Source organism: Streptomyces sp. RK62, assembly GCF_018070255.1.
GTDB lineage: Bacteria > Actinomycetota > Actinomycetes > Streptomycetales > Streptomycetaceae > Streptomyces > Streptomyces nigra.
On sequence record NZ_JAGPYD010000032.1, the window covers coordinates 1 to 15,969 of the forward strand.

The window sequence follows — 15,969 nt, forward strand, 5'->3', positions numbered from 1 at the left end:
GCTGGGCACCCGCCCCCGACGCGAGGTCACGGTGAACTGGGCGCCGTCCGGGTCGCGCAGCACCGCCTCCTCCGGGCTCAGCGACAGCACGCTGCCACCGTTCTGCTCCGCGGCCCGCGCGCAGCGCGGGGCGTCCGCCACCGCGAAGTGCACCTGCCAGTGCGGCCGGATCGTCGGGTCGGGCGCGGCCTCCAGGGCCCCCGACTCGATCCGCGCCACCACGTCGCCGCCGCTGCGCAGCACGACCTCGCCGCCCTCGTAGTGGACCTCGCAGCATCCCGGGCTCTGGTTCGCCCAGTCGAGCACCTCGCCGTAGAACATGGCGGCGTCGAAGGCGTCACGGGTGTGCAGCCGGATGAAGGTCGGCGCGGCACGCCGCCAGGTCTCCCAGTTGGAGATCAGCTCGCCCTCCCACACGCCGAACGTGGCGCCGTCGCGGTCGGCGAGCAGTGCCGCGCGCCCCGGCGGCAGGGACAGCGGCCCCACGGCCGCCGTGCCGCCGCGCTCCGCGACCCTGGCCACCGCCTCGTCGGCGCTGCGCACCGCGAAGTACGGCGTCCAGGCGACGGCCATCTGCCACATCGAGGCGACCGCGGCGATCCCCGCCACCGGCACGTCGTCGGCCAGCGCCACCCGGAAGCGGTCCCCGAGGGTGGCCGGCCGCCAGCGCCAGCCGAGCACCGCCGAGTAGAAGTCCTGCGCCGCCTCCAGACCACGACTGGTCAGGCTCACCCAGCAGGGTGCGCCGAACACGGAGTGTGTGGACACGACCTCGGCCGTGCCCCTGGGGGTTCTCGCTTCGTTCATGAGTCGCGTCCTGGTCTCGCTCGGCCGACGGCCACCGGTCTTCGTCACAGTGTCCAACCGGAACCGCTCCGCAGCCTGTCGAGTACCCCCGGCGTGGCGCCGAAACGGCCCACGGGAACCGGCCCGCGCTCACTGGCGCGGGCCGGGCGCGGCGGAGAGGATGGAGCCGTGACGCCCGCACCGAACGAGCCCAGCGACGACAACGCCCGGATCGCCGAGCTGCAGCAGGAGGTCGACCAGCTCCGGCACGCCGTGGGCGCGCACGCCGTCGTCGACCAGGCGATCGGCATGGTCGTCGCGCTCGGCCGGGTGGCCCCCGACCAGGGGTGGGCGGTCCTGAAGGACGTCTCGCAGCACACCAACATCAAGCTGCGCCGCGTCGCCGAACTGATCATCCTGTGGGGCCGGCGGGGCGAGATGCCCGCCGAGATCCGCGTCGCGCTGCAGGAGGCCCTCGAACGGCACGGCCCGACGCAGATCCCGGAGTCCGGTCAGGACTGAGTCATCCCGCCGTGTGCGGCTCGGCCGCCGCCGCCTCCTTCAGCAGCTCCTCGCGCAGCTGCGCGAAGCATCCGCTGAGCAGCCGTGACACATGCATCTGGGAGATGCCCAGCTGCTGCGCGATCCGGCTCTGGGTCATCCCGCCGAAGAAGCGCAGATAGAGGATGGTCCGCTCGCGCTCGGGCAGCCGCCGCAGACACGGCTCGACGGACACCCGGTCCACGACGACCTCGTACCCGGGGTCGGGGCCGCCGATGGCGTCCCCCAGCGCGTAGCCGTCGGTGCCGGGCATCTCCGCCTCCAGCGACAGCGCGGAGAAGCACTCCAGGGCCTCCATCCCGGTGCGCACCTCCTGCTCCGTGAGGTGGGCGTGCGCGGCGATCTCGGCGAGAGTGGGCTCGCGTCCCGGCGTGCTCTGGGAGAGCTCCTTGGCCGAATTGCGCACCCGGTTGCGCAGGTCCTGAACCCGGCGCGGCACGTGCAGGGTCCACATGTGGTCGCGGAAGTGCCGCTTGATCTCACCGGTGATGGTGGGCACGGCGTACGCCTCGAAGGCGTGCCCGCGGGCGGGGTCGTAGTGCTCGACGGCCTTGACCAGGCCCAGGGCGGCCACCTGGTACAGATCCTCCAGGGACTCGCCACGGCCCTTGAACCGGACCGCGATCCGCTCGGCCATGGGCAGCCAGGAGCGGATCAGCTCGTCCTTGAGCGCCTTGCGCTCCGGGCCGTCGGGCAGGGTCACCAGGCGCTCGAAAGCGCGGGCGGTGTCCGGGGCGTCGTCGTGCGGATGCTGCTTCGTTCTGGTGGGGGCACTCATCCGAGCGCACCTCCCTCAGCGGTGCTGACGGGACAGACACCGTGGGAAGCGCGTACTCGGACCTGCCCAGGGGGCTGTCGGCCGGCTCCCACGGACGTGCCTCCTGTCCGAAGCACATATCTCAACATTCCCCCTCATCGGTGACGCGAAACGCATTTCATGAATAGAAGGACATGCCGGGGTGAACCGAAGACGCGGACCGTCCGGATGCCGAAGCCGATGATCTTGGCCCGGAACGTGATGTGCGGCACGGTGGTGCTCGAGCCGGACCGCGGGCCGGACGGATAGTTCCTGCCCACGGCTTGATCGGTGATCAAGGGTGCGAATGGGCTGGCCACAGCGCATTCCGCTCATTTGACAGTGCACTGAGCACAAAGATAGGAAGCAGGCCCAGGACGAGAGGTGGATTGTGTACGAGCCGAACGTGGTCGGGGACTGGCACGAGTACGACGAGCATGCCGGTCTGCGTGTCCGCGTCCACGGTCTGGAAGCCGCCGAACCCCCGCGCGGACGCGACGACGCCGCCGAGGGCCAGACGTACTTCCGGCTGCGGGTCACCGTCGAGAACCGCGGTGAGCGGCACCTCGGCATCCACCTGGAGGACGGCCAGATCGACGTACGGATCGGCCGCGACGGCGAGGCCGCCTTCATCGACTGGCGGAACTCCCAGTTCATCGAGGGCTTCGACGTCTACCCGCTGCGCCGCGCCACGGCCGTCCTGTACGCCGCGGGCCCCGAAGACAGCCTGAGCCAGGTCGATGTGCAGATCCAGCTGCGGGTCGAGGAGGAGTGGGCCGACCGCCGGCTGTGGACCGGCGGTCTGGGCCTCCAGGAGCCCGTCGGCACCCATGCCGCGACCCTGCGCGACGGTCTCGCGCTCCAGGTCAGCGACTTTCTGCGGGAGCAAGCCGAGGAGGGCACCGCCTGACGCGGTGCCCCGCCAGCCCGCGGCTCAGTGCGGGATGCCGTCGATGATCTCGCGGGCGCCCTGCCGCAGCAGCGCCACCGCCACCGAGGTGCCCAGCGTCGCCGGGTCCAGCCGGCCCGCCCACTCGTGGGCGTTCAGCCTGGTCTTGCCGTCGGGGGTGAAGACGCACGCCCGCAGCGACAGCTCGCCGCCCCGGTCCACGCGCGCGTATCCCGCGATCGGGCTGTTGCAGTGGCCCTGCAGGACGTGCAGCAGCATGCGCTCCGCGGTCGCCTCCCGGTAGGTGTCCGGGTCGCCGAGGCCGCTGACCGCGTCGATCAGGTCGCTGTCGCCCTCCCGGCACTGCAGCGCGAGGATGCCGGCCCCGATGGGCGGCATCATCGTCTCGGGGGAGAGGACCTCGCTGATCACGGCGGTCCGGCCGATGCGCTCCAGGCCGGCCACCGCCAGCAGCAGCGCGTCCGCCTCGCCGTCCGCCAGCTTCCGCAGCCGCCGGTTGGCGTTGCCGCGGAACGGCACGCACTCCAGATGCGGGTGCGTGGCCGCGAGCTGGGCGACCCGGCGCACCGAGGAGGTGCCGATCCGGGTGCCGGCCGGCAGTTCGTCCAGGGTGAGCCCGCCGGGGTGCACCAGCGCGTCACGGATGTCGTCCCGCTGCAGGAACGCGGCGAACGTGGTCCCCGCGGGCAGCGGCCGGTCGGCCGGGACGTCCTTCAGGCAGTGCACGGCGAGGTCCGCCTCGCCGGCCAGCAGGGCCGCGTCCACCTCCTTGGTGAACGCCCCCTTGCCCTCCACCTGGGACAGGTCGCCCAGCCACTTGTCGCCGGTCGTCCGCACGGGCACGACCTCGGTGCGCACACCCGGGTGCAGGGCCGTCAACTCGGCGCGGACGCGCTCCACTTGGGCGAGTGCCATGGGCGAGTCACGGGAGACGACACGGATCAGTTCAGGCACGGACATGCCGCCACCATAGACCCTTGCGCGCCACCGTCAGGACACGGTGGCGCGGTTCGGGCCCCCTGCGTCAGGCGTTCGGGTCGAAGGGGATGCCGGACGGCTTCGCGGACGCCAGATGGCTGGTGAAGCTGCCGTCCTTCAGCCCGAAGTGGGCGCTGCCGAAGTCGTGCGCGACGAGCTTGTCGCGCAGGCCCGCCGGGTAGCCGTTCCAGCCGATCAGCGGCGGATACTGCCAGGTCCGCTTGTGGTTCTCCGGCGGCTCGTCATTGCCGTTGGCCGCGCGGAAGCAGTGCGTGCTGATGCCGTCCTTGTGGTAGACGACCTTGGCGTGCGTGCCCTCGAAGCGCAGCGACGACGCCGCGTGGACGGTGAACGAACCGTGATTGGACGTCGAGACGTACCGCACGGCGTCGCCCTGCACCCACACCACGACGTGCTCCCAGTCGTGCCGGTGCCCGCCGAGGCTGACGCCCGGCAGCGCCTGGTCCTTCTCGAAGTACAGGCCGTACAGATAGGCGCACCAGCCGTTGTCGCACTTGTAGCGGCTGTAGGTGTTGGTGTTGTCGAGGTCCGAGGCGTCCCGGCAGTTGCCGTTGAGCGCGCCCGTCGGGTTGAGGCCGGGGTTGACGGTGCCGTCCGGGCCGATGGCGGCGGACGAGTAGCAGCCGTCGGTGTCGTAGTCGAAGGCCGGCTGGTACGCCCGCTCGGCCGCCTCCGCGTTGCCGGGCAGCGCCGGGGGCGGCGCGGCGTGGGCCACGGCGGGGAAGGCCATGACGAGCGCGGCGGCACCGGCCAGTCCGGTGAGCCATCTTCTGCGGTGCGTGCGGAAGGTCTCTGACGACACTGCGTCTCCTCGGGGTGCGGCGCAGCCCAACGGCTGTGGGGGGAAAGGCAGTTCAGGATCCCCGGTTTTCACTCGCGCGCCAAGGGTCGCGTACGCGACGGACGGTGACGTCGGACACGGTGAACGGCGGTGCGGTCAGCGGGCGTTCGGCAGATACGCCGAGGACTCCTCAGGAGTCAGGTCCGGGCGCAGCCGCAGCCAGGACGGCTGGCGCAGCATCCCCGAGCGGGTGCGCACGCTGTACCGGACCTCGCCGACCAGCCGGGGCACCACCCAGCGGGCGTCCGCCACCCGCGGTACCGGGTCGAACGGGCACTCGTCGGTGGCGGCGGCCCGCAGCAGCCCGGCCAGCTCGGTGCGCTCGGCCTCGCTCCAGCCGGTGCCCACACCGCCGACGTAGCGCAGGCTCCCCCCGGGCGCGTACTGACCCACGAGCAGGGCGCCGGGCAGGCCGGTGAGGCGGCCCTTGCCGGGCAGCCAGCCGCCGACGATCACGTCCTCGCTGAGCATGTTGCGGATCTTGATCCAGGCGCGGGAGCGCACCCCGGGCTCGTACAGCGAGTCCAGCCGCTTGCACACCAGCCCCTCCAGGCCGTGCTCACGGGTGGCCGCCAGCGCCTCGGCGCCGTGCCCGACCAGCGCGGCCGGGGTGGACCAGTACGGCCCGTGCAGCCCCAGCTCCTCCAGTCGCCCGCGCCGCCGGGAGTACGGCGTGTCCAGCAGGGAGCGGCCGCGCAGATGCATCACGTCGAAGAGCACGAGGTGGACCGGGGTCCGGGCGGCCATCCGGGCCGCCTTCGCCGGCGCGTGCGCCAGGCCCATCCGGGACTGCAGGAGCTGGAAGTTCGCGCGTCCCTCGTCGTCCAGCGCCAGGATCTCCCCGTCGAGCACGGCCGGGGTGCCGGTCAGCGCCTCGCCCAGCGGCCGGAGCTCCGGGTAGGCGGCCGTGATGTCGTCACCGGAGCGGGAGCGCAGCAGCAGCCCGCCGTCCCCCTCCGTGTAGAGCACCGCGCGCTGGCCGTCCTGCTTCGTCTCGTACGCCCAGCGCGCGTCCTGCGCGGTCGGCGGCAGCTTGCCGGGCGTGGCGAGCATCGGAGGGATCAGGGGCAGGCTCACGGGTCAGTTCTCGACGGCGCCGCCCGACCTCACGCGCCCTCGCCGCCCTTTTCCCCTGATCGGATCGCCCCTGATCGGCGGCCTGGGGCCGCCCCACCGGGTGAACGGGCGTGCCCTCCCGCGCCGTAGATTGGGGGAGAGGACGAACCGTGGCGGCTTCGAGGGGCCGGCCGCCGGCGGGCGGTGCCGGGCCCCGGTGCGATGGGTGGACATGGCAGGCAGGACGCTGCGCGAGGAACAGGCCGGCGCGACCCGGGAGCTGCTCCTGACGGCGGCCGAGCGGCTCTTCGCCGAGCGCGGTGTGCACGCCGTGTCCAACCGTCAGGTCGGCGAGGCCGCGGGCCAGGGCAACAACACCGCCGTCGGCTACCACTTCGGCACCAAGACCGACCTGGTGCGGGCCATCGTCCGCAGGCACGCCGGGCCCGTCGAGGAGATCCGCGCCCGGCTGGTCGACGGCATGACGGACCCCGGCGATCTGCGCGGCTGGGTGGACTGCCTGGTCCGGCCGGTCCCGGAGCATCTCGCCGCGCTCGGCGGGCCGACCTGGTACGCCCGCTTCTGCGCCCAGGTCCTCGCCGACCCCGCGCTGCACCGGATCATGGTCGAGGAGGCGATGGCCTCCCCGTCCCTGCGGACGATCATCGAGGGTCTCGACCGGTGCCTGCCCGGCCTCCCGCCCGAGGTACGCGCCGAGCGCGACCAGATGGTCCGGCACCTCATCGTCCAGGTGGCCGCGGAACGCGAGCGCGCCCTCGCCGAGCACGCCCCCACGCCCCGTGCCACCTGGGACGACGCCGCCACCGGCCTCGCGGACGCCGTCGTCGGCATGTGGCGGGCGCCCGTCACCGCACCGGCTCCCACCGGGGAACCCCGACTTACTTGAGTTAGGCAATGAGAGGGTAAAGTGTTGCCCATGCCGCCGACGCCGCTCCCTCGACCGTCCGCCGCCGCCGTGACCCCGGAGGTGGTCGAGATCGAGCGGGCGCTGTCCCGCATCACCTACCTCAGCACACGGGCCCGGCAGCACGACCGGCTCATGGCGCTGGCCGGGGTCCCGCTGGACCGGGCCGCCGTGGCGCTGCTGCGGCAGATCGCCGAGACCGAGCCGCTGCGCCCGGGGGAGCTGGCCCACCGGCTCGGCGTCGAGGCCTCGCACGTCACCCGCACCGCACAGCAGCTGGAGCGCTCCGGGCACGTCGTCCGCGTCCCCGACCCCAGGGACCGCAGGGCCCAGCGGATCGAGCTCACGGAGGCGGGCCGGCAGGCCGTCGCCCGGGTCCGCGAGGCCGGCGCGCGCGGTATGCAGGTCGCCCTCGCCGACTGGACACCGGCCGAGCTGGGACAGCTGGCCACGTTGTTCCACCGTATGGTCGACGACTTCCTCGCCCACTCCGCCGACGAGGACACCGAGACCCCTCCGGCGGTCCCCGGCGGCCGCTCCGGCTGACGGACACCGCGCGCACCGCTCAACCGCCCGGCGACACAAGGGCGGAGGCGCCCGATCCGGCCCGCCTACCGTCCGGTAGCATCCGGCGGCAGGCCAGCCGAGGAGGAACCGTATGAGCGCGCGTGTCGAGGTCGGGGACAAGGTCGAGGACTTCGCGCTGCCGGACGAGACCGGCACCGTACGGCACTTGGGCGAACTGCTCGCCGACGGACCGGTCGTGCTGTTCTTCTACCCCGGGGCCCTCACCGCCGGCTGCACCGCCGAGGCCTGCCACTTCCGGGACCTCGCCGCCGAGTTCGCCGCCGTGGGCGCCCGGCCGGTCGGCGTCAGCGGCGACGCCGTCGAACGCCAGCAGGAGTTCGCCACCCGCCACACCCTGGGCATGCCGCTGCTCTCCGACGCCGACGGCGCGATCCGCGAACGGTTCGGTGTGACCCGCGGCTTCTCGCTCGCCCCGACCAAGCGTGTCACCTTCGTCATCGGGCAGGACCGCACGGTCCTGGAGATCGTCCGCAGCGAACTGCGGATGAACACCCACGCCGACCGGGCCCTCGCCGCACTGCGCCACGCCTGACGGCGGAGCCCGACCCGTCAGTCAGTACCGCCGTCCGCCGCGACCTGGGCGAGAGTGCGGCCACTGCGGACGGAACGCGCCCGGTACGGGTCGGGCGTGCCGTGCCCATGCGCGCCCCGGCCCGCCCTGACCAGCAGCCACGCCTCCCGGTCGTCCTCGCCGCCGCGGAGCCGGGTGAGCGCGAACTCGCCGTGCAGCTTGGAGCCGTGCAGCCGGAATCTGGCGTGCCCGCGCTCCAGCGACTCGGCGAAGTCGACGGGCCGCCCCTGGCGGTCATGACTGAGCGGTTCGTACGTCCCGCTGTCCCACACGATCACGGTGCCGCCGCCGTACTCGCCCTTCGGGATCACACCCTCGAAGTCCTCGTACTCCAGCGGATGGTCCTCCGTCGGCAGGGCGAGCCGCTTGTCCCGGGGGTCGCCGGACGGCCCCTTCGGCACCGACCACGACCGCAGGACGTCCCCCACCTGCAGCCGGAAGTCGAAGTGCAGGGAACTCGCGTCGTGGATCTGCACCACGAACCGCGGTCCCCCCTCGGCGGACGCCCCGCGTCCGCGCGGCTCCCGTGTCCGGTCGAAGTCGCGCTTGCCGCGGTACTCCCGCAGCCCGTCCCTCTCGGCCACGCGTGCCTCCTTCCCGAACGCACCGGGTACCCCGCCCCAGCGCGGGCGACTCCCGTCCCTCGGCGGAGGCCCTGTCGCCAGGACGGGCGGACACTGCCACGATCATCTGCGACGACCGGCCGCCACCGGGCCGGTACGGACGACCGACGGAGTGTGCTGATGACCAGGGACAGGGCCACCACGGACGGGACACGCGGCACGGCGATCGAGGTGCACCCCGTCGCCGGGCACATCGGGGCGGAGATCACCGGCGTCGACCTCGCCGGCGGACTGGACGACACCGAGGTCGCCGCGATCCGGGCCGCGGTACTCCGCTGGAAGGTCGTCTTCTTCCGGGACCAGCGGCTGGACCACACCGGGCACGTGGAGTTCGCCCGCCGCTTCGGCGAGCCCGTCGTCCTGCGCCGCCGGGGCAGCGCCTCACCGGAGAAGCACCCCGAGATCGAGACGACCGCCGACCGGCTGGAACTCGGCGGCCGGTTCGGCATGGAGCACGACGAATGGCTGCGGCGCCGGCGCCACCATCTGCTGCGCGGCTGGCACTGCGACCACGGGGCCCGCGTCGACCCGCCCGCCGCGACGATCCTGCGCGCCGAGACCGTGCCCCCGTACGGCGGCGACACCACCTGGGCCAACCTGGCCGCCGCCTACGCCGGACTGTCCGCGCCCGTCCAGCGGTTCGTCGACGGGCTGCGGGCCGAGCACCGGCTCGGCGTCGGCTACCAGCCCCGCCCCGGCGACGACGCCTACGTCCGCCACCTGCTGGACCATCAGGTCGCCACCCTCCACCCGCTGGTACGCGTGCACCCGGAGACGGGGGAGCGGGTGCTGTACGTCAACGGCTACTACGTCGAACAGATCGACGGCCTCTCCCGCGCCGAGAGCGCCGCCGTCCTCGACATGCTGCTGGAGCAGGCCGTACGGCCCGAGTACACGGTCCGCTTCCGGTGGCGGCCGGGGAGCGTCGCCTTCTGGGACAACCGCGCCACCATCCACCTCGCGCCCTCCGACACCGCCCACCTCGACGCGCCCCGCATCATGCACCGCGTGATGCTGGCCGGCGACGTACCCGTAGGGGTGGACGGCACACCGTCGCAGCCCCTCACCGGCACCGCACCGGGCCGCTGGTGACCGCTCAGCGTGCCAGCAGGTCCCGCAGCGCCTTCACCACCTCCCCGGGGGACTCCTCGGCCATGAAATGGCCGCAGGTCACGGTCGTGTGCCGCAGATCCGGCGCCCAGGCCCGCCACACCGCGGCCGCGTCGTAGCCGAGGGCCGCGCCCCAGTCCTGCTGGAGCACGCCGACCGGCATGCCCAGGGTGCGCCCCGCGTCCCGGTCGGCCCGGTCGTGCTCCACGTCGATGCCGGCCGAGGCGCGGTAGTCCGCCACGATCGACGGCACCGCGTCCCGGCACGCCGACAGATAGGCCGCCCGCACGTCGTCCGGGATCGCCCGCGGGTCGGCCGTCCACCCGTCGAGGAAGTACCCGAAGAACGCGTCCGGGTCCGCCCCGATCATGCGCTCCGGAAGCCCGGGCGGCTGCGCCATCAGATAGAGGTGGAACCCGACGGCCGCGCTCACGCCGTGCATCACGTCCCACATGTCCAGCGTCGGCAGCACGTCCAGGCACGCCAGATGGGTCACCGCGCCGGGGTGGTCCAGGGCGGCGCGGAACGCCACCAGGGCGCCCCGGTCGTGCCCGGCCAGCGCGAAGCGGTCGTGGCCGAGCCGACGGGCCAGTTCGACCACGTCGGCGGCCATGGTCCGCTTGGCGTAGACGGAGCCGTCGGTCTCCGCCGGCCGGTCGCTGGCGCCGTAGCCCCGTAGATCCGGGCAGATCACCGTGTGGTCGGCCGCCAGATCGGCGGCCACATGGCGCCACATCAGATGCGTCTGCGGGAAGCCGTGCAGCAGCACGACGGCCGGACCGGAACCACCCACGGCGGCGTGCAGCGCCACTCCGTCGGCGACGGGGACACGGTGCTGGTCGAAGCCCGGGATGACAGGCGTCATGACTTCGCTCCTTTCGGCGAGCGTCAGAAGGGGATGGGGGATACGTCTCGATCCTCGGGGCGGTGGATGAGCAACCGATGAGCACGCCCGGGACATGGCAAAGACCTCGCTGACGGTCCCCGCCCCCCGCCCCCCGGCCGGTCGCCGACTATCGTGGAAACCGCCACCGACCAGCCCTTTCCGTCGGCGGCCGAAGACCGCGACGGAGGAGGACGGTGGCAGACGTGGGTTCCCGTCTCGGAGTGCTCGGGCCGGTCACGGCCTGGGACGCGGACGGGAACACGATCCCGCTGAAAGGCCCCCGGCACCGCTCCGTGCTGGCCCGCCTCGTCGTCGCCCGGGGCCGCGTCGTCCCCGTCTCCCGCCTCGTCGACGACCTCTGGACGGACCCGCCCGACAACGCCGTCGGCGCCCTGCGCACCTTCGTCGCCGCACTGCGCCGCGCCCTCGAACCCGACCGGCCGCCACGCGCCCCGGCCCGGCTCCTCGTCACCGACGGCCCCGGCTACGCCCTGCGGATCCCCGCCGCCTCCGTCGACGCCCGGCGCTTCGAACAGGCCGTCTCCGACGCAGCCACCCTGCCCGCCCACGAGGCCGCCGTACGCCTGGACGAGGCGCTCGGCTGGTGGCGCGGACCGGCCTATGCCGAGTTCGCCGACGAGCCGTGGGCCCGAGCCGAGGCCGACCGGCTGACCGAGCTGCGCCGGCACGCCCTCGAACTGCGCGCCGAGTCCTTGTTGGCGCTCGGCCAGGCCGACCGGGCGGCGGCGGATCTGCGCGCCCACGCCGCCGAGCACCCCTGGCGGGAGAACGCCTGGCGGCTCCTCGCGCTCGCCCTGTACCGCACCGGCCGGCAGGCCGACGCGCTGGACGTCCTGCGCCGGGCCCGCACCCTCCTCGCCGACGAACTCGGCGTCGACCCCGGACCCGGACTGCGCGCCCTGGAGGCCGACATCCTCCGGCAGTCCCCGCACCTGGGCCGCTCCGGCACTCCCGCCGGCCGCGTCTGGGAGCAGGTCGCCGCCGCCTACGACCGCGCCGTCGCCCCCGACGCCCGAGCCCGCCTCGACTCCACCGCCGGACTGCTGCGCACCCTCGCCCTGACCGGCGGCACCGGCCTGCCCGCCGCCCGGGCCCTGCGCCTCGACACCGTCACCGCCGCCGAGGAACTCGGCGACCCCGGACTGACCGCCCGCATCATCGGCGCCTACGACGTCCCCGCGATCTGGACCCGCCTCGACGACCCCGACCGGGCCCGGCACATCGTCGCGGCCGCCGAACGCACCCTCGCCGCGCTCCCCGCCGACGGCCACGAGGCGGACCGCGCCCGGCTCCTGGCCACCGTCGCCCTGGAGTCACGCGGCACCCGCGACCCACGCGGCCCCGAGGCGGCCCGCCGGGCCGAGGAACTCGCCCGCCGCCTCGACGACCCGGCTGTCCTCGCCTTCGCCCTCAACGCCGTGTTCATGCAGTCCTTCGAGCGCACTGGGCTCGCGCCCCGCCGGGACGCCATCGGCGCGGAACTCGTCGCCCTCTCCGCCCGCCACGGCCTGTCCTCCTCCGAGATCCTCGGCCACCTCATCCGCCTCCAGGCGCGCTGCGCCCTGGGCGACTTCACCGCCGCCGACCGGCACGCGGCCGCCGCCGAGGCCCTCGCCGCCCGGCACGAACGCCCGCTCGTCGCCGTGTTCACCGGCTGGTACGCCGCCCTGCGCCGCGACGCCGCCGAGCACGCCCCGCCCGCCGAGGCCGAGGCCGCCTACCGGGACGCGGCGGCCCTCCTCGACGGCGCCGGAATGCCGGGCCTCGCGGACGGGCTGCCCGCGCTCGCCCTGCTCTGTCTGCGCCTGCGGCACGGCCTGCCCCTGGACACCGGCACCGACACCGACTGGGGGCCGTACGCCCCCTGGGCGCGCCCTCTGCTCCTCCTCGACCGCGGTGGCCACCGTGACGACGCGCGCGACGCCCTCCACGCCACCCCCGAGCCGCCCCCCGACCTCCTCCAGGAGGCCCTGTGGTGCCTCACCGCACGCGCGGCCGCGGCCCTCGGCGACGAACCCGTCCTGACCCGCGCCCGCACGGCCCTCGCCCCCGCCGCCGCCGAACTCGCCGGAGCGGGCAGCGGACTGCTCACCCTGGGCCCCGTCCGCGACCATCTCGGCCGCAGCTGACGCACCCATTCGATGAACCGTTCGACACGGCGGGCCGTCGTACAGGGCAGTGATCGACGACACCCCGGCGCCCGGGGACAGGAAGGACGTCCATGCCCGCTCCCGGTCGCCGTACCCCCGACACGCTCCTCGACGTGCTGTTGCACGCCGCCGAGGATGTCCCCGGGCAGGAGATCGTCCACGTCCGGGACGACGGCCACGACCACGTCGTCACCTACGCCGCCCTCCGCGACGACGCCCTGCGCGTCGCCGGCGGCCTGCGCGCGACGGGACCCGCCCCCGGCACCCCGGTGCCGCTCCTCGCGGACTCCGGCGCCGCCTTCCAGCCCCTGTTCTGGGGCGCGCTCGCCGCCGGCCTCGTCCCCGTGCCCCTCGCCCCGGAGGCGCAACGAGTCGGTCCCGTGTGGGAACTGCTGGGCAGACCCCCCGTACTGGTCGACGACCGCAGTGAAGGACTCCTCTCCGAACTGCCCGGCCCCGTGCACGCCCTGCGCCTCGCGGAACTGCGCACCAGCGCCCCGCTGCGCGAACCAGCCCGCCCCGCCGCCGGCGACCTCGCGTTCCTCCAGTTCTCCTCGGGCAGCACCGGTTCCCCCAAGGGCGTCGAGCTCACCCACGAGGCCGTCCTGGCGAATCTGCGCCAGATCCGCACCGCCATGGCCATCACCCCGGACGACGTCCTGGCCACCTGGATGCCGTACTTCCACGACATGGGCCTGATCGGCACCCACCTCGTGCCGCTGGCGGCCGGGTTGAAGCAGGTCCGGATCGAACCCCTCGCCTTCGCAAAGCACCCGGTCCGCTGGCTGGAGACGGCGGCCCGGCACCGGGCGACCCTGCTGTCCGCCGCGAACTTCGCGCTCGCGCTCACCCTGCGCCGCGTCCCGGACGCCGCCTGGGCCGGGCTGGACCTGAGCCACGTACGGCTGCTCCTCGTGGGCGCCGAGCCGATCGCACCGCGCGTCTGGCGGGAGTTCGCCGCCCGGGCCGGCCGGGCGGGCCTCGACACCGCCGCCATGTTGCCCGTGTACGGCCTCGCCGAGGCCACCCTCGCCGTGACCGTGCCGCCGCTCGGGGAGACCGCGGAGCCGCTGCGGCTGGACCGGCGGGAGCTGAGCGCCGGGCGGGCCGTCCCCGGCGAGGGCGATGCCGTCGAACTGATGGATGTGGGGCGGCCCGTGCCCGGCTGCTCGGTCCGGATCACCGACGGCACGGGTCGGGTGCTGGAGGCGGGGCGCGTCGGGCACATCGAGGTACGCGGCCCCCAGGTGGCGCGCGGCTACCACCGTGACCCCGGGGCGAGCGAGGCCGCGTTCACCGACGGCTGGCTGCGCACCGGCGACCTCGGGTTCCTGCACGACGGACGGCTCTGTGTCACCGGGCGCCACAAGGACGTCGTCTTCGTCGGCGGGCGGACTTTCCACGCCATCGACGTGGAGGAGACGGCCGCCGCCACACCGGGGCTCCCGGGCGGCACGGTCGCGGTGATCGGGTCGACGGATCCCGGCACCGGGCACGACCGGGTCGTGGTGTTCGTACAGTGGGCGCGGCCCGCGCGGGCCACCGCGCTGCCGGTGCTGGACGCGGTCGCGGCCCGGGTGCGCCGGGCGCTCGGCCACGACGACGTCCGCGTACTGCCGCTGCCTCCGGGGGCGTTCCCCCGGACCACCAGCGGCAAGCTGCGGCGGGCGCTGATGCGGGACCGCTTCGAGGCCGGGGCATACACGCGGGTCGAGGAGCGGTTCGCGGGGGCGTCCGACGACAAGGGCCGACGGACGGGAGCGGTGCCGCCGTCGCGGAGGCAGGCCGAGGAGACGGTCCGGCGGGTCTGGGCGCAGAGCCTGGACCTCGCGCCCGAACGCATCGGCCCGCAGGACGAGTTCTTCGCCCTCGGCGGCTCCTCGGTGAAGGCGATGGAGGTGCTCGCGGCGCTCGAGGAGGCGTTCGGCGTACCGCTGGAGCCACGGGTCGTGCGCGACCACGACACGGTGACCGCCCTGGCCGGTCACATCCTCTCCCTGACGCCGGGTGCCGTTGCGAAGGAGGCCGTGTCTCCGGCGCCGGACGGCGGCGGACCCGTCGCGGTCCTCGGCATGGCCTGCCGGTTCCCCGGCGCCGAAAACCCGGACGATTACTGGGAGTTGCTGGTGTCCGGCCGGGACACCGTGACCGCCGTGCCGGCCGGCCGGTGGGGCGACGGCACGCGGGCCGCCGGGCGGTTCGGCTCCTTCCTGCCCGAACCGGCGCACTTCGACGCCGAGTTCTTCGGCATGGACGACGCCGAGGCACGCGCCACCGACCCGCAGGCCCGCCTCTTCCTCGAACTGGCCCACGAGGCCCTGGAACGCGCCGGATACGCGGGGCCGCGCCGCGCGGGCCGCAAGGTGGGCGTGTTCGCGGCCGTCGGCGACAGCGGCTACCGCGAGGTGCTCGCGGAGGCGACAGGCGGCGATCTCGCCGGGCACCCCGGCGCGCTCACCGGCAATCTGCCCAACCTGATCGCCGCACGTCTCTCCCAGGCCCTCGACCTCGACGGGCCCGCCTTGGCCGTGGACACCGCCTGCTCCTCGGCGCTCGTGGCGCTCCATCTGGCCCGCCGCAGCCTGCTCGCCGGGGAGTGCGACATCGCCGTGGTCGGCGGCGTCCACCTCGCCCTCACCGCCACCGGCCACCGCCTCCTCGGCGACGCGGGCGCGCTCTCCCCGACAGGCGTCAGCCGCCCCTTCGGCGCCGCCGCCGACGGCCTCGTACCCGGCGAGGGCGGAGCGGCCCTCGTACTCGCACGCCACGACGACGCCGTACGCGACGGCGACCCGGTCCTCGCGCTGGTGCGGGGCACCGCCGTCAACAACGACGGGCGGTCCCTGAGCCTCCTCGCCCCCAACCCGCGCACCCAGCGCGACGTCATCACGCGTGCCTACGCCGAGTGCGGTGTCGACCCCGGCGCGGTGTCGTACGTCGAGGCCCACGGCACCGGCACCCCGATCGGCGACCCGGTCGAGGCGCAGTCCCTCGGGCACGCCTTCCCGCCGCGCGCCGACGGGCTCCCGCGCCTGCTCGGCTCGGCGAAGGCGAACGTCGGGCACCTCCTCAACGCCGCCGGTATGCCCAGCCTGGTCAAGACGGTCCTGGCGCTCCGGCACCGCGGGGGCGCCCCCCCCCCCCCC

At 74.3% G+C, this 15,969-nt stretch carries 15 protein-coding genes; 8 read left to right on the forward strand and 7 right to left on the reverse strand.

The features are described 5' to 3' along the window. On the reverse strand, positions 1-807 hold an 807-nt coding region (locus tag KBY32_RS35000), incomplete at its 3' end, for a VOC family protein (RefSeq protein WP_210982903.1). 168 nt (positions 808-975) lie between these two features. On the opposite strand from KBY32_RS35000, the gene KBY32_RS35005 reads away from it, so the two are divergent. Then, positions 976-1,308, forward strand: a complete 333-nt coding sequence (locus KBY32_RS35005) for an ANTAR domain-containing protein (RefSeq protein ID WP_210982904.1) — start codon at positions 976-978, stop codon at positions 1,306-1,308. Position 1,309: 1 nt separating this feature from the next. On the opposite strand, the gene KBY32_RS35010 is transcribed toward KBY32_RS35005, so the two are convergent. Beyond that, positions 1,310-2,125, reverse strand: coding sequence for a SigB/SigF/SigG family RNA polymerase sigma factor (locus KBY32_RS35010; protein WP_210982905.1), 816 nt, complete (start codon positions 2,123-2,125; stop codon positions 1,310-1,312). A 409-nt stretch (positions 2,126-2,534) separates the two neighbouring features. Here KBY32_RS35010 and KBY32_RS35015 point away from each other — a divergent pair, with 409 nt between their 5' ends. After that, on the forward strand, positions 2,535-3,053 hold the full coding sequence (locus tag KBY32_RS35015; protein WP_210982906.1) for a hypothetical protein: 519 nt from the start codon (positions 2,535-2,537) through the stop codon (positions 3,051-3,053). A 24-nt stretch (positions 3,054-3,077) separates the two neighbouring features. On the opposite strand, the gene hemC is transcribed toward KBY32_RS35015, so the two are convergent. The 3 genes from hemC to KBY32_RS35030 all read right to left on the reverse strand — a co-directional run bounded on the left by hemC (position 3,078) and on the right by KBY32_RS35030 (position 5,970). Continuing rightward, a complete protein-coding gene (gene hemC, locus KBY32_RS35020; RefSeq protein ID WP_210982907.1) occupies positions 3,078-4,013 on the reverse strand; it encodes a hydroxymethylbilane synthase in 936 nt (311 codons plus the stop codon). Positions 4,014-4,077: 64 nt separating this feature from the next. Then, positions 4,078-4,854, reverse strand: coding sequence for an NPP1 family protein (locus KBY32_RS35025; protein ID WP_210982908.1), 777 nt, complete (start codon positions 4,852-4,854; stop codon positions 4,078-4,080). 135 nt (positions 4,855-4,989) lie between these two features. Then, on the reverse strand, positions 4,990-5,970 hold the full coding sequence (locus KBY32_RS35030) for an ATP-dependent DNA ligase (protein ID WP_210982909.1): 981 nt from the start codon (positions 5,968-5,970) through the stop codon (positions 4,990-4,992). Positions 5,971-6,181: 211 nt separating this feature from the next. On the opposite strand from KBY32_RS35030, the gene KBY32_RS35035 reads away from it, so the two are divergent. From KBY32_RS35035 to KBY32_RS35045, 3 genes are all read left to right on the forward strand, one after another. Beyond that, on the forward strand, positions 6,182-6,856 hold the full coding sequence (locus KBY32_RS35035; RefSeq protein WP_210982910.1) for a TetR/AcrR family transcriptional regulator: 675 nt from the start codon (positions 6,182-6,184) through the stop codon (positions 6,854-6,856). A gap of 30 nt (positions 6,857-6,886) precedes the next feature. After that, entirely contained in the window at positions 6,887-7,420 is a 534-nt protein-coding gene (locus KBY32_RS35040; protein ID WP_210982911.1) for a MarR family winged helix-turn-helix transcriptional regulator, read from the forward strand. A gap of 112 nt (positions 7,421-7,532) precedes the next feature. Next, on the forward strand, positions 7,533-7,994 hold the full coding sequence (locus KBY32_RS35045; RefSeq protein ID WP_210982912.1) for a peroxiredoxin: 462 nt from the start codon (positions 7,533-7,535) through the stop codon (positions 7,992-7,994). Between the two features lie 17 nt (positions 7,995-8,011). Here KBY32_RS35045 and KBY32_RS35050 read toward each other — a convergent pair whose 3' ends face one another. Next, a complete protein-coding gene (locus KBY32_RS35050; protein ID WP_055622975.1) occupies positions 8,012-8,617 on the reverse strand; it encodes a DNA polymerase ligase N-terminal domain-containing protein in 606 nt (201 codons plus the stop codon). Between the two features lie 159 nt (positions 8,618-8,776). On the opposite strand from KBY32_RS35050, the gene KBY32_RS35055 reads away from it, so the two are divergent. Then, positions 8,777-9,748, forward strand: coding sequence for a TauD/TfdA family dioxygenase (locus KBY32_RS35055; RefSeq protein ID WP_210982913.1), 972 nt, complete (start codon positions 8,777-8,779; stop codon positions 9,746-9,748). Positions 9,749-9,752: 4 nt separating this feature from the next. On the opposite strand, the gene KBY32_RS35060 is transcribed toward KBY32_RS35055, so the two are convergent. Continuing rightward, positions 9,753-10,631: an alpha/beta fold hydrolase gene (locus KBY32_RS35060; RefSeq protein WP_210982914.1), complete on the reverse strand. Its 879-nt coding sequence runs from the start codon at positions 10,629-10,631 to the stop codon at positions 9,753-9,755. Between the two features lie 224 nt (positions 10,632-10,855). Here KBY32_RS35060 and KBY32_RS35065 point away from each other — a divergent pair, with 224 nt between their 5' ends. Further along, positions 10,856-12,802, forward strand: coding sequence for a BTAD domain-containing putative transcriptional regulator (locus tag KBY32_RS35065; protein ID WP_374225017.1), 1,947 nt, complete (start codon positions 10,856-10,858; stop codon positions 12,800-12,802). A gap of 92 nt (positions 12,803-12,894) precedes the next feature. Continuing rightward, a partial coding sequence (locus tag KBY32_RS35070) for a beta-ketoacyl synthase N-terminal-like domain-containing protein (RefSeq protein WP_210982916.1) occupies positions 12,895-15,969 on the forward strand: 3,075 nt, incomplete at its 3' end.

Bases quoted from the DNA above. Each gene is read 5' to 3' on its own strand.
- KBY32_RS35010 (WP_210982905.1), bottom strand. From the start codon at position 2,125: ATGAGTGCCCCCACCAGAACGAAGCAGCATCCGCACGACGACGCCCCG.
- hemC (WP_210982907.1), bottom strand. From the start codon at position 4,013: ATGTCCGTGCCTGAACTGATCCGTGTCGTCTCCCGTGACTCGCCCATG.
- KBY32_RS35035 (WP_210982910.1), top strand. From the start codon at position 6,182: ATGGCAGGCAGGACGCTGCGCGAGGAACAGGCCGGCGCGACCCGGGAG.
- KBY32_RS35040 (WP_210982911.1), top strand. From the start codon at position 6,887: ATGCCGCCGACGCCGCTCCCTCGACCGTCCGCCGCCGCCGTGACCCCG.
- KBY32_RS35045 (WP_210982912.1), top strand. From the start codon at position 7,533: ATGAGCGCGCGTGTCGAGGTCGGGGACAAGGTCGAGGACTTCGCGCTG.
- KBY32_RS35055 (WP_210982913.1), top strand. From the start codon at position 8,777: ATGACCAGGGACAGGGCCACCACGGACGGGACACGCGGCACGGCGATC.
- KBY32_RS35060 (WP_210982914.1), bottom strand. From the start codon at position 10,631: ATGACGCCTGTCATCCCGGGCTTCGACCAGCACCGTGTCCCCGTCGCC.